This window comes from Leifsonia sp. Ger2509, from assembly GCF_055231915.1.
Map to the genome: position 1 here is coordinate 514463 of NZ_JBUYVB010000003.1, position 13106 is coordinate 527568.

Below are 13106 nucleotides of genomic sequence, written 5' to 3' on the forward strand. Positions count from 1 at the left end.
CCACTCAGGCCAGGGCCTGAGCGACCCGCCTCACTTCCGCCTTGCGTCCGGCCCGCAGTGCGTCGATGGGCGCGACGCCGAGGGTGTCGTCGTACTCGAGCAGCCAGGCGACCGCTTGGTCATCGTTGAAACCGTCATCGCCGAGGACGATGAGTGTCCCGCGGAGTTCGGTCAGCGGCTCGTCGTCCTTGAGGAAGTCCGCGGGGACCTTGAGCACGCCGTCGACGCGTACGGCCGCAAGGTGCCGGTCTTCGATGAGCCTGCGAACCCGGCTGACGGACAGGCCCAGGCGTTCGACGAGATCGGGGATGGTCAGCCACTCTCGGGCGGCGGATTGCTCGGTCACCCTCCTAGAGTGCCACGCTCGGCGCCTGCTGACGAACGCCCGCGTTTGTTACGATTGCGTAAACTCAAATCACAATAGCCACACTAATTGACTCCTTATACATTGTGTGTCAGCGTTGAAGACCGACGAGGCGAACGGACGGGGGTCACGATGTCGGCATTTCACGCCGCGTCCGATGGACCGGCAGACTCTGGACACGCGGAGAGCGCAGACGGGCCGCGCCACGCCGCCTCACGCCAGGGGCGCCGATCCGCGCGCACAGTGCTGGCCACTGTGCCCATCGCGATCGTGAGTTCACTTGCGATGACGCTGAGCCTGGTCACGCCCGCGCAGGCCTCCACGCCAGTGAAACGCGAGAGCGACCGGTCGAAGGTCAGGTCCCCGGATGCGCCCGGCACTGGCACGGGATCCGTCACCTCGAGGATCGCGCCGAAGGATGCCACGTCAGCGCCTCGATTCGCAGCGACCGCCGTTCCCTCGCGCTACACCGTCGCGTCCGGCGACACCGTGAGCGGCATCGCCGGGCGATACGGCTTGTCGACGGCGAGCGTGCTCGCCCTCAACGGACTGAGCTGGAAAAGTCTCATCTTCCCCGGCCAGGTGCTGGCGCTCGTCGGGTCACCGGCATCCGCCCCGAAGCGCGCAGCCCCCGTCACCCACAGGCCGACGGTCGCGCGACATGTCGTCGTCGCCGGCGACACGATCAGCGGCATCGCCCAGGCGCACGGTGTCCCCACCCAGTCGGTGCTCTCGGCCAACGGCCTCGATCGCTCGAGCCTCATCTTCCCCGGGCAGACGATCACCATCCCACTCGGCCTCGCCGCCGCATCCCACGACGTCCCGGTTTCCCGTCCCGCACCGCACTCGCCCGCCGCCCGGCCGACCCCGGCCCCCGCCGCCCCGTCACCGGCACCGACGCCGGGCGAGGTCATCGCGATGACCGACGAGATGCGTGCCAATGCGGCGATCATCGTCTCCGTCGGCCGCCGCGACGGCGTCGACGACTACGGGCTCGTGATCGCCCTCGCCGCCGCAGCGCAGGAGTCGGGCCTCCGCAACGTGCACTACGGGGACCGCGACTCGCTCGGCATCTTCCAGCAGCGCCCGAGCACCGGTTGGGGAACTCCCGCGCAGGTCATGGACCCCTACCGGGCAGCGCTTGCCTTCTTCGGCGGCCCCAACAACCCGAACCCGGGTCGCACGCGCGGACTCCTTGACATCCACGGCTGGCGTTCCATGACCGTCGCCCAAGCGGCGCAGGCCGTCCAGCTCTCCGCCTTCCCGAATGCGTACGCGAAGTGGGAGACGTCCGCTCGCGCCTGGGTCACCGAGCTGCGCTGACGCCGTCTTCTGCCCCGCGTTCACGGTGTTTTGTCCGGTTCGCGAGCATCCCCTTCCTTAGACTCGGATGGTGACCACCAGCCAGACCGACCCGATGATCGGCCGTCTCATCGACGGTCGCTATCAGGTGCGCTCACGGATCGCCCGAGGGGGCATGGCGACGGTCTACCTGGCCACCGACCTGCGCCTCGAGCGCCGGGTCGCGATCAAGGTCATGCACGGTCACCTCGCCGACGACAACACGTTCAAGAGCCGTTTCGTTCAGGAGGCACGCTCGGCCGCACGGCTCGCGCATCCGAACGTCGTGAACGTTTTCGACCAGGGCCAGGACTCGGACATGGCGTACCTGGTGATGGAGTACCTGCCGGGGATCACCCTGCGGGACCTGCTGAAGGACTACGGCAAGCTCACCCCCGAGCAGACCATCGACATCATGGAGGCGGTGCTCAGCGGCCTCGCTGCCGCCCACAAGGCCGGCATCGTGCACCGCGACCTCAAACCGGAGAACGTCCTGCTCGCTGACGACGGCCGCATCAAGATCGGCGACTTCGGGCTCGCCCGTGCGGCCTCGGCGAACACCGCCACCGGTCAGGCGCTTCTCGGCACCATCGCTTATCTCTCCCCCGAGCTCGTGACCCGCGGCGTCGCCGATGCCCGCAGCGACATCTATGCACTCGGCATCATGATGTACGAGATGCTCACCGGCGAGCAGCCTTTCCAGGGCGAGCAGCCCATGCAGATCGCATACCAGCACGCCAACGACACCGTGCCTACTCCGAGCAGCAAGAATCCGGCGGTGCCGCCGGAGCTCGACGAGATCGTGCTCTGGGCGACGGCCAAAGACCCCGACCATCGGCCCAAGGACGCACGGGAGATGCTCGATCGCGTCATCGAAGCGGAGAAGTCGATCCGGGGCGAGACGGCGCCGTTCCAGTCCACGATGGTGATGCCGCCTGCCCTCGTCGCAGGCACCGCTGACTCGGACACGCAGATCATCAACCCGGCCATCCGCCAGCAGGTCGCCTCGTCGACACCCGACAACGTCACCCGCCTCACCCAGACCGCCCAGAAGCGGCGTGCCCGCGGCTGGTGGCTCTTCATCCTGCTGCTGCTTCTTGCAGGCGTCGCCGGCGGCACCGGCTGGTATTTCGGTTCGGGTCCCGGCTCCATGGTCGCGATCCCCAATGTCTCCTCGAAATCCCCGGATGCAGCGGCCACCGCCCTGAAGGACGTCGGCTTCGAGACGAAGCAGGGCACCGCGTACAGCACGACCATCGGGAAAGGACTGGTCGCGAGCACCGACCCGGCGGCGGGTACGCATGCCAATCGCGGCAGCATCGTCACGATCAACGTGTCGCAGGGACCGCAGCCGATCCAGGTGCCGAAGCTTGCCGGTCTCACCCAGGACGCGGCGATCGAGCAGATCACCGGGCTGAAAGCGGTCGTCGGAACCGTCGACAAACAGTTCAATTCGGATGTGGCGAACGGCACCGTCATCTCCGCCTCGTCGGCCGATGGCAAGGATCTGTCGAACGGCGGTCCCTACTTCCAGGGCATGAAGGTGAACCTCGTGGTCTCCGTCGGTGCGATACCGAGCGTCAAGGGGGCATCGGTCGCCGATGCGACGGCGAAGCTCGCGGCGGTCGGGCTGCACACCACGCCAGGGCCGCAATCGTACAGCGACACGGTCCCGAAGGATGCGGTCATCTCGGCCAACCCTCAGAAGGACGGCCCTGTTCGCCCAGGCGACACGCTCGCCCTGGAGGTGTCTCGGGGACCTGCGCCGGTCCCCGTGCCCAACGTGGTCGGCCAGACCTGGGACGTCGCGAAGAAGGCCCTGCAGGACGCAGGGTTCCAGCTGAAGTACAACGCTCTCGCAGACGTGGCGCCCGCCGCGTTCGTCGTGTCGAAGACCACCCCTGACGCTGGAACGCAAGCGCCCAAAGGCTCCGCGGTGACCGTCAACTTCGCGGGCTTCTGACCTGCGAAGCAGTCGCGGCTACGAGTTGCGGCCGCCCAGCTCTTCGGCGACGAGGAACGCCAGCTCCAGCGACTGCATGTGGTTCAGGCGCGGGTCGCAGAGGGACTCGTAGCGGGTGGCGAGGGTCGCCTCGTCGATCTGCTCGGAGCCGCCCAGACATTCGGTGACGTCGTCGCCCGTCAGTTCGACGTGGATGCCGCCCGGGTTCGTTCCTGCCGCCCTGTGGGCTTCGAAGAAGCCCTTGACCTCATCGACGACATCGTCGAAGCGACGCGTCTTGTAGCCGTTCGGCGTGGTCAGTCCGTTGCCGTGCATCGGATCGGTCACCCAGAGCGGATTGGCGTCGCTCGCTTTCACCGCTTCGAGAAGCGGCGGGAGTGCGTCCCGGATCGTGCCCGCGCCCATCCGCGTGATGAAGGTCAGGCGACCCGGCTCGCGTTCGGGGTCGAGCTTGTCGATGAGTCGCAGCATGTCGTCGATGCTCGTGCTGGGCCCGAGCTTGACGCCGATCGGGTTGCGAACCCTCGAGAGGAAGTCGACATGAGCGCCGTCGAGGTCGCGCGTGCGCTCACCGATCCAGATGAAATGGGCCGACGTGTTGTACGGAGTGCCGGTGCGGGAGTCGATGCGCGTCATCGGGCGCTCGTAGTCCATGAGCAGTCCCTCATGGCTGGAGTAGAACTCCACGCGCTTCAGTTCGTCGAAGTCGGCGCCTGCCGCCTCCATGAACTTGATGGCCCGGTCGATCTCGCCCGCCAGGCCCTCGTAGCGCTGGTTCGCCGGGTTCGCTGCGAATCCGCGATTCCAGCTGTGCACCTGGCGCAGGTCGGCGAAACCACCCTGGGTGAACGCGCGGATGAGGTTCAGGGTGGATGCGGCGGTGTGGTACCCCTTCACCAGCCGGCTCGGGTCCGCGGCCCGCGATTCGGGCGTGAAGTCGTAGCCGTTGACGATGTCGCCCCGGTAGGCGGGGAGGGTCACTCCGCCGCGTGTCTCGGTGTCGCTCGAGCGCGGCTTGGCGAACTGGCCAGCCATGCGCCCCATCTTGACGACGGGCACGGAAGCGCCGTAGGTCAGCACGACCGCCATCTGCAGCACGGTCTTGACCCGGTTGCGGATCTGATCGGCCGTCGCGCCGGCGAAGGTCTCGGCGCAGTCACCGCCCTGCAGCAGGAATGCCTTGCCCTCTGCCGCGCGCGCAAGCCGTTCGCGGAGTTGGTCCACCTCACCGGCGAAGACCAGCGGTGGCAGCGTTGCGATCTCGGCGGATGCGGCACGCACCGCCTCGAGGTCGGGCCAGTGCGGCTGCTGCTTGATCTCGAGGCCGCGCCAATAGTCCAGCCCGGCAATCACAGACTCGTCAGCCATTACGACGGGTTCGGTGGTGTCTAGCACTGGACTTCCGCTTCGTGATCGTGGGCGCGGCTACGGCCGTTCGCCTCGGGGTGGCAGGAAGGCGCCGAACGGAGTCGGCGCCGTGCCCCGAGCCTATCGCGAAAGCGTGCCCCGCTTTTCTTTCACGCTCGTCGCGTAGACGTCGACGTACTCCTGCTCGCTGAGCGCATGCAGTTCGTACATGATCTCGTCGGTCACCGACCGGAGGATGAACCGGTCGCCTTCCATCCCTTCGAAGCGCGAGAAGTCGAGCGGCTCGCCGAAGATCAGCCCGATCCGCCCGATCTTGGGGATGCGCCGGCCGATCGGCATGATCTTCTCCGTGTCGATCATGGCCACCGGAACGACCGGCACCTCGCCTTCGAGGATCATTCGGGCGACCCCGGTGCGCCCTCGGTAGAGCTTGCCGTCGGGGCTGCGCGTGCCCTCAGGATAGATGCCGAGCATCTTGTCCCGCGCAAGCACGGCGAGCCCCGAGTTCAGGGAGTCCTCCGACGCTTTGCCGCCCGACCGGTCGATCGGCAGCTGACCGGTCGCGAGCATGAAATTGCGGGTCATCCAGCCTTTGAAACCCTTGCGTGTGAAGTACTCGCTCTTCGCGAGGAACGACACGCGACGGTCGACGATCAGCGGAAGGAAGATCGAATCGATGAACGAGAGGTGGTTGCTCGCAAGGATAACCGCGCCCGTCTTGGGCACCTTCTCCAGGCCGACGACCCACGGTCGGAAGATGCCCTTCAGCAGCGGACCTGCGATCAGGTGCTTCATGATCCAGTAGAACATGGGCGCGTAACTCTCCTCGACGAGTGAGCCTCAGCCTAACGCTGCGCAGCGTGCAGGCGCGCGAGATCCGCGGCTCCGACGACCCCCGCATCATTCACCAGCTCGGCGATGCGGAACTCGGGCTCCGGATGGTATCCCCGCGCCGGCAGGTTCTCGAGGTACGCGAGGCGGATCGGTTCAAGGAGCAGGTCGCCGGCCTGCGCCACACCGCCGCCGAACACGAAGAGCTGCGGATCGAGCACCGCGCCGAGGCTGGCGCAGGCCTGGCCGAGCCAGTCGCCGAGCTGCCGCAGCGCCGCGATCGCGCCGGGGTCGCCGTCGAGGATCAGCCTGCTGATGTCCTTGCCCTTGAGGGCGCCCTTGCGCGCACGGACATCGGCGAGTGCCTGTCCGATCCCGCCCGCGTCGGCCAGTTCACCGGCGAAGCGCTCGAGCGCACGCCCGGAACCGTATTGTTCGATGCAGCCGTGGGCGCCGCATCCGCACGGAAGTCCGTTCGGGACGACCCGCATGTGGCCGACTTCTGCGCCGGCCCCGAAGCCGCCACGGAAAAGGCGGTCGTTGCTGACGATCGCGCCGCCGACTCCGGTGCCGATGGTGAGGATGACCATGTCGCTGACGAGGCGACCTGCGCCGTAACGGAACTCCGCCCATCCGGCAGCGTTCGCATCGTTCTCGATGATGATGGGGATGTCGAGGCGCGCTTCGAGCTTCTCGCGGAAGGGCTCGTGCCGCCAGTTGATGTTCGGCGCGTAGTAGACGATCGACTGGGCCGCATCGATGAAACCGGCGGCTGCCACCCCGGCCGCCACGATCTCCTCCGGTCCGTCTGACAGCCGCTCGATCATCTCGACGACGGCGGTCTCGATCTCCTCCGGCTGACCGGCGGTCGTCGGCCGGCGGTCCTCACGGACGATCGCTCCGAACTCGTCGACGACGGCCCCCGCGATCTTCGTCCCACCGATGTCGATACCGATCGAATGCACAGACGGGCGCCTTTCTCGAAGGTGGGAGTGAGTGACTCGGATGTGGGGTACCAGGGCTCAAGAGGTCGCTACCCGCACCATCTAGAGTGTAGTTAACCAATTTGCCGATGGCCATTTGGTGCGAAACCCACAACTGCACTGGTCGCGCCGTGGCCTCCACCGGTACCGAAGGAGTTACCTGTGCAACAGTTCGATGTACCCGCCGTCGTCCCGGCCGATCCCGAGGCGAACGCCACCGACCTACTGATCGACCGGGTTGCGGCGACACCGGATGCTGCACTCTTCGCCATCCCGAAGAACGGCGGCTGGCAGGACGTCACGTCGGCGGAGTTCCTCCGCCAGGTCATCGCACTCTCGAAGGGTCTCGTCGCGTCCGGCATCCAGCCGGGCGACAAGATCGGCCTGATGTGCAAGACACGCTACGAGTGGACGCTCATCGATTTCGCAACCTGGTTCGCCGGGGCCGTGCTCGTCCCCGTCTACGAGACATCGTCGCCGACGCAGGTGCACTGGAACCTGAGCGACTCGGGTGCGATCGCCGTGATCCTCGAGACCGCCGACCACTTCGCGAAGTTCGACGAGGTGCACCCGGAACTGCCGCTGATCGGAAACGTGTGGCAGATCGACCTGGGTGACCTGGACAAGCTTGCCGCTGCGGGCGTCGACGTCCCCGACGCCGAGATCGAGCGACGCCGCAACCTGGCGCGCGGCGAGGACATCGCCACTCTTATCTACACGTCCGGTTCCACCGGACGGCCCAAGGGATGCGTGCTCACCCATTCGAACTTCGTCGAGCTGTCCCGCAACGCCGCGGTCGCCCTCCGCGATGTGCTGGATGCGCCGGGCGCATCCACTCTCCTCTTCATCACGACCGCCCACGTCTTCGCGCGTTTCATCGCCGTGCTGAGCGTGCACGCGGGCGTGAAGGTCGGACACCAGCCGGACACCCGCCAGCTGCTTCCCTCGCTCGCGTCGTTCAAGCCGACATTCCTCCTCGCGGTGCCTCGTGTGTTCGAGAAGGTCTACAACTCCGCCGAGCAGAAGGCCGAGGCCGGCGGGCGGGGCAAGATCTTCCGCCAGGCCGCAGAGGTCGCGGTCGAGCACTCGAAGGCGGTCGAGGCCGGCGGCAGGATCCCGCTCGGTCTGCGCCTGCGGTTCGCCCTGTTCGACCGGCTCGTCTACAGCAAGCTCCGGGATGCAATGGGCGGCCGGGTGAAGTACGCCGTGTCGGGCTCCGCCCCGCTGGGCGCCCACCTCGGCCACTTCTTCCACAGTCTCGGCATCAAGATCCTCGAAGGCTACGGCCTCACGGAGACGACGGCCCCCGCAACGGTGAACCTCGCGACCAGGTTCAAGATCGGCACGGTCGGGCCCGCACTGCCGGGTGTTTCTGTGCGCCTGGCCGACGACGGTGAGATCCAGGTCAAGGGTGTCGACGTGTTCAAGGAGTACTGGAAGAACCCGGAGGCGACCGCCGCGGCGTTCGAGGACGGCTGGTTCAAGACCGGCGACCTCGGCAGCTTCGATGCCGACGGCTTCCTCACGATCACCGGCCGCAAGAAGGAGATCATCGTCACGGCGGGCGGCAAGAACGTCTCCCCCGCGGCGCTCGAGGACCCGATCCGGGCGAACCCGCTGGTCAGCCAGGTGATCGTCGTCGGCGACCAGAAGCCGTTCATCGCGGCCCTCGTCACCCTCGACCCGGAAATGCTGCCCGCGTGGCTCGCGAACAACGGCGAGGACAAGGAGCTCACGCTGAGGGAGGCGTCGGTGAACCCAGCCGTTCTGGCGGAGATCCAGCGGGCGGTCGACGTGGCGAACACCCATGTCTCGCGGGCCGAGTCCATCCGCAAGTTCGTGGTGCTCTCGACAGAGCTCAGTGAGTCGAGCGGTCACCTGACGCCGAAGCTCAGCATCAAGCGCCACGTCATCCTCGAAGACTTCGCCGACGTCGTTGACGGGATCTACAGCGGTTCGCCCGCCACACAGGGCATCTCGCTCTCGCACTGACCCGCTCGCCCGGGTCAGGTAGATCGAGCACAGGAAAATGGGCCTTATGCGTTCGGCATAAGGCCCATTTTCCTGTGCTCGGTGGGGTTCGAGGACGCCCGGGTTAGACCGCGTCGCGCCAGGAGTGCGCGGGCGCGTAACCGAGGACACGTCGCGCCTTGTCGATCGAGAGGAGGGTGTCGTTGAGGCCGAGATCGCCCTTCACCGGCACGCCGGGGAACACCTCCGAGACGAGGTCGACGTTCGGACGACTCATCACGGTGTCGGCGGCGGCGATGATGAAGCGGTGGAAGCCGGTCGCATCCCAGTCGAGGGACCGACGCACGGCCTGCGCGCCGTCGCGACCGTCGATGTACCCCCACAGGTTCCACTTGCGCAGCATGGGGTCGTCATCGAACGACGGGAATTCGGCGTAGTCCGAATCATCCATCACGTTCGAGAACCGCAGCGCGACGATCTTGAGCTCCGGGTCCCAGCGCACCAGTTCGATGGCCATCTGCTCTTCGAGGTGCTTCACCAGGGAATACGTGCTCTCCGGGCGTGCAGGATAGTCCTCGTCGACCGGGATGTACGGCGGCGGCACGTCGAACGGCAGGCCGAGGACGGTCTCGCTCGACGCGTACACGATGTTGCGGATGCCCGCCCTGCGCGCCGCCTGGAACACGTTGTAGGTGACGCGGATGTTGTTGTGGAACGTCGCCGCGTCACCCAGGATGCCCGGAGCGGGGATGGCGGCGAGATGCACGATGGCGTCGAAGCCGTCATGCTTGTCGTCGACGCCGAGTATCGCATCGAGCGTCTGCCCGAAATCGGTCAGATCGACTTTGACGAACCCCGGACCACGCTCCCCTGCCGTGTCGAGATTGATGACCTCGTTGCCTTCGGCCGCGAGAGTGCGCACGACGGTGCGCCCCAATTTTCCTGATCCACCGGTAACCGCGATGCGCATGGACCCAGTCTAGGTAGTGGTCAGAACCACTCGCTCTCGCGAACCTGCTTCATCGCCTCGCGACGGCTCTCCTTGTCGAGCCTGTCGAGGTAGAGCGTGCCGTTCAGATGGTCGGTCTCGTGCTGCAGAGCCTGAGCCATCACCCCGGTGCCCGAGAGTTCGATGCTCTTGCCCTCCAGGTCGGTCCCGGTGACCCTGGCGAACGGATAGCGCATCGTCGGAAACCACAGGCCGGGAACCGACAGGCACCCTTCGTCGACGAGCTCCGGTTCGCCCGAGACCTCGACGAGCTCGGGATTGATGATGTACCCGACCTCCCCGTCGATGTTGTAGCTGAACGCCCGCAGGTTCACCCCGATCTGGGGCGCGGCCACACCGGCACGGCCGGGCGGCAGCACGCTGTCGATCAGGTCTTCGACGAGTCCGCGCACGCCGGCGTCGACAGTCTTGACCGGGTCCGACACCGTCTTCAGCACGGGATCTCCGAACAGGCGGATCTGACGTTCTGTCACGAATCTTCCTTCGTTGTCACAGGGCCTCCTCGGCCTTCAGCAGGGCGTTCTCGACGACTTCGCTCGCGGCCGGGTGCGGCCAGTACTGTCCCCGGGCGAGTCCGCGAACCGACATCCCGAAGCTCGCAGCCTGCACGAGGGGCTGGATCAGGATGCTTGCCTCCGGACCGATGATGTGAGCGCCGAGGATCTCACCGGTCTCCCGCTCGACCACGAGGGTGCAGAAACCGGTCTCGTCCTCGGTCGCCCAGCCGTAGGCTGTGTGGCGGTAGTCCTGGGTGACGGCGACGGCGTCGATGCCGTCGGCCAGCGCATCCGCTTCCGTCAGCCCGAAATGAGCGATCTGCGGCATGCTGAAGATCGCTGCAGGGATCGGACCCGGGTCGCCGCCGATCGGCGCGTCCGGGTGCAGGATGTTGTGGGCCACCACGCGCGCTTCATGATTCGCGACGTGCTTGAGTTTCGTCGCCGAGCTGATGTCGCCGAGCGCGTAGAGGCCGGCCACGGGCGCGCCGCGGCTGAGCATCCGCTGCCTGCTGTCGACGACCAGGCGTCCGTCGCTGTACAGGTCGAAGCCCGCTGCCGACGCAGCGAGCGTGTCCGTGTTCGGAGTGCGGCCCTGCGCCACCAAAACGAGCTCGGTCTCGACCTGACGGCCGGACTCGAGCGTCACGACAAGATGATCGCCGACGCGGTCGATCGCCTCGACGAGCTCCTCGGTGAGGAGCCGCCAGCGCCGGGCGGCGCTCTCGGTGAAGCGTTCCGCGACGGCGACGTCGAGGCGGGTGAGCAGCCGCTCCGACCGTGTGACGACCGTGACCTCGACACCGAACGACGAGAAGATGTGGGCGAACTCGACTGCGACCGGGCCGCCGCCGACGATGACCAGCGATTCGGGCAACGATTCGATGCGCATGACCTCGTCGGAATCGAGGATGGCGGGATCTGGATCGTACGACGCGAGAAGCGGTCGCGGCCTGGACCCTGCGGCGACGACGATGCGGTCCGAGTGGAGGCGCACTCCGCTGGCGCTCATGAGCGTGTGCTGGTCCTCGAAGCCGAACGTCTCGCGGAAGACGGTCACGTTCGGCGAGGTGGCGTCGCGGAAGAGCAGGCCGGCCTCGGAGACTGCGTCGGTGCGGGAGAAGATCCGGTCCCGCACGCGCGCCCAGTCGACAGGGTCGACGGATGCGCTCAGTCCCAGACGCGAACCGGCCTCGGCGGCCGCCGCCACATCGGCGACGTGCGCGAACATCTTGCTCGGAATCGACGCAGCGTTGAGGCTGGCACCCCCGAAATGCTCCCCATCATCGATCAGCGCCACCGACCAGTGGGCGAATTCGGGCCCGACCAGGGCGTTGCCGGAACCTGCACCGACGACGATCAGATCGAAGGTGCGCGCATCCGCCCCGTCGCCTGGGGCAGGCTCAGGAGCCACGGTTGGCGGGCAGACCTTCGACCACGAGGGCCGCGAGCGCGCGGGCGGCGTCCTTCGTCAACGGTTTCAGATCTTTGTACGAGACCACGGAGCCGGCTGCGAGCTGCGGGTCGTACGGGATGCGCACGATCTCGCGCACGCGCGAACGGAAATGCGACTCGATCTCGTCGAGTTTGACCAGGTTGGTGCCCTGGGTCGCCGTGTTGAGGGCGACGATGGCATTGCGCACGAGGTCGCCGTAACCGTTGGCCTCCAGCCAGGTCAGCGTCTCGGACGCGAGCCGTGCCTCGTCGACGCTGCCGCCCGAGACGATGACCAGCGAGTCCGCGCGCTGCAGGGTCGCGCGCATGACGGAGTGCACGATGCCGGTGCCGCAGTCGGTCAGCACGATCGAGTAGAAGCGCGCCGCCAGATCGGCGACGACGTTGTAGTCGTTCTCGTCGAACGCTTCGGACAGCAGAGGGTCGGTGTCGGAGGCGAGGATGTCGAGGCGCGTCTCGTCGCGCGAGACCAGGGCGGAGAAGTCGGTGAAGCCGGTGATGCTCGGTGCCTTGTGCACGACATCGCGCACCGTCGCGCGGGTCTGTTTGGTCACTCGCTCGGACAGCGTGCCGCGGTCGGGATTGGCGTCGACGGCGATGATCCGGTCCTCGCGCGCATCGGCGAGTGCCATGCCGAGCAGGGTCGTGACGGTGGTCTTGCCGACACCGCCCTTGCGCGTGAGCACGGGGACGAAGCGCGTTCCGCCTTCGAACTGCTTCTGGATGCGGTGGTCGAGCTCCTTGCGCGCCCGCACCTTGGCGGAGTCGCCCAGGTTCACCGTGTGGAACGTGATCGCGTAGACGAACCGGTTCCAGCCGCCCTCGGGGGCCGGACGGGTCTTGCGGTTCACTTCGAGGAGGCGGTCGGCAGTGAGCATGGCCGCGGGCTCCGGCTGCGTCGAGTGCTCGCCCCGGAGACGGTCACGACGGGACTGGGAGAACTGCTCCGCGTGCTGGACGGACTCCGAGCCGTCGGCAACGGTTGCGGTGGGGCCCGTGGTGACGCGCGGTGTGACGATGGCCATCGACATCGTCGTCGGCTCGCTCGCGTTGACGAAACCAGGGTCGACCGGTACGTCGTCGATCGAAACCGCGATCTCGTCCTCGGGGATCTCGGGGCTGGGCGCCGGCGGGAGATCGACGACGATGCTCAGGCTCTCCGGAAGCGTGACCGCGAGGTCAGTGCCTTCGTCGGGAAGGAGTTCACCGTGGAACTCCTCCGCCGCATCCGTCGAATCGGATTCGAGGACCTGACCTTGCGCATCGCGCTTCTCCGGCTTTTCTGCCACGTGAACAGTCTCCTTCAATCGTCACAGTCCGTGAC

Annotated in this window: 11 protein-coding genes; 3 read left to right on the plus strand and 8 right to left on the minus strand. The window is 66.9% G+C overall.

Annotation, left to right across the window (positions count from 1 at the left end; genetic code table 11):
• Positions 1 to 4 precede the first annotated feature (4 nt).
• Positions 5 to 346, minus strand: a complete 342-nt coding sequence (locus ACV7NN_RS02715; protein ID WP_463348050.1) for an Rv2175c family DNA-binding protein — start codon at positions 344 to 346, stop codon at positions 5 to 7.
• Between the two features lie 303 nt (positions 347 to 649).
• Here ACV7NN_RS02715 and ACV7NN_RS02720 point away from each other — a divergent pair, with 303 nt between their 5' ends.
• A complete protein-coding gene (locus tag ACV7NN_RS02720; RefSeq protein ID WP_463351219.1) occupies positions 650 to 1687 on the plus strand; it encodes a LysM peptidoglycan-binding domain-containing protein in 1038 nt (345 codons plus the stop codon).
• Positions 1688 to 1754: 67 nt separating this feature from the next.
• Complete coding sequence (gene pknB / locus ACV7NN_RS02725; RefSeq protein WP_463348051.1) at positions 1755 to 3668, plus strand: Stk1 family PASTA domain-containing Ser/Thr kinase; 1914 nt, start codon at positions 1755 to 1757, stop codon at positions 3666 to 3668.
• Positions 3669 to 3686: 18 nt separating this feature from the next.
• On the opposite strand, the gene ACV7NN_RS02730 is transcribed toward pknB, so the two are convergent.
• The 3 genes from ACV7NN_RS02730 to ACV7NN_RS02740 form a co-directional block, all read right to left on the minus strand.
• Positions 3687 to 5036, minus strand: a complete 1350-nt coding sequence (locus ACV7NN_RS02730; protein ID WP_463348052.1) for a class II 3-deoxy-7-phosphoheptulonate synthase — start codon at positions 5034 to 5036, stop codon at positions 3687 to 3689.
• Between the two features lie 120 nt (positions 5037 to 5156).
• Entirely contained in the window at positions 5157 to 5846 is a 690-nt protein-coding gene (locus ACV7NN_RS02735; protein WP_463348053.1) for a lysophospholipid acyltransferase family protein, read from the minus strand.
• A 35-nt stretch (positions 5847 to 5881) separates the two neighbouring features.
• Positions 5882 to 6832: an ROK family glucokinase gene (locus ACV7NN_RS02740; RefSeq protein ID WP_463348054.1), complete on the minus strand. Its 951-nt coding sequence runs from the start codon at positions 6830 to 6832 to the stop codon at positions 5882 to 5884.
• 180 nt (positions 6833 to 7012) lie between these two features.
• On the opposite strand from ACV7NN_RS02740, the gene ACV7NN_RS02745 reads away from it, so the two are divergent.
• Positions 7013 to 8842: an AMP-dependent synthetase/ligase gene (locus ACV7NN_RS02745; RefSeq protein ID WP_463348055.1), complete on the plus strand. Its 1830-nt coding sequence runs from the start codon at positions 7013 to 7015 to the stop codon at positions 8840 to 8842.
• A gap of 103 nt (positions 8843 to 8945) precedes the next feature.
• Here ACV7NN_RS02745 and ACV7NN_RS02750 read toward each other — a convergent pair whose 3' ends face one another.
• The 4 genes from ACV7NN_RS02750 to ACV7NN_RS02765 are packed head-to-tail and all read right to left on the minus strand — an operon-like array spanning position 8946 to position 13071.
• On the minus strand, positions 8946 to 9791 hold the full coding sequence (locus ACV7NN_RS02750) for an NAD-dependent epimerase/dehydratase family protein (protein WP_463348056.1): 846 nt from the start codon (positions 9789 to 9791) through the stop codon (positions 8946 to 8948).
• 20 nt (positions 9792 to 9811) lie between these two features.
• Entirely contained in the window at positions 9812 to 10303 is a 492-nt protein-coding gene (gene def / locus ACV7NN_RS02755) for a peptide deformylase (RefSeq protein WP_463348057.1), read from the minus strand.
• Between the two features lie 16 nt (positions 10304 to 10319).
• A complete protein-coding gene (locus ACV7NN_RS02760) occupies positions 10320 to 11741 on the minus strand; it encodes a mycothione reductase (RefSeq protein WP_463348058.1) in 1422 nt (473 codons plus the stop codon).
• Positions 11731 to 13071: a MinD/ParA family ATP-binding protein gene (locus tag ACV7NN_RS02765; RefSeq protein ID WP_463348059.1), complete on the minus strand. Its 1341-nt coding sequence runs from the start codon at positions 13069 to 13071 to the stop codon at positions 11731 to 11733. The genes ACV7NN_RS02760 and ACV7NN_RS02765 overlap by 11 nt, the downstream gene beginning before the upstream one ends.
• Positions 13072 to 13106 lie beyond the last annotated feature (35 nt).

Coding starts and splice junctions, on each gene's coding strand:
- pknB (WP_463348051.1), top strand. CDS start 1,755: ATGGTGACCACCAGCCAGACCGACCCGATGATCGGCCGTCTCATCGAC.
- ACV7NN_RS02720 (WP_463351219.1), top strand. CDS start 650: ATGACGCTGAGCCTGGTCACGCCCGCGCAGGCCTCCACGCCAGTGAAA.
- ACV7NN_RS02730 (WP_463348052.1), bottom strand. CDS start 5,036: ATGGCTGACGAGTCTGTGATTGCCGGGCTGGACTATTGGCGCGGCCTC.
- ACV7NN_RS02735 (WP_463348053.1), bottom strand. CDS start 5,846: ATGTTCTACTGGATCATGAAGCACCTGATCGCAGGTCCGCTGCTGAAG.
- ACV7NN_RS02750 (WP_463348056.1), bottom strand. CDS start 9,791: ATGCGCATCGCGGTTACCGGTGGATCAGGAAAATTGGGGCGCACCGTC.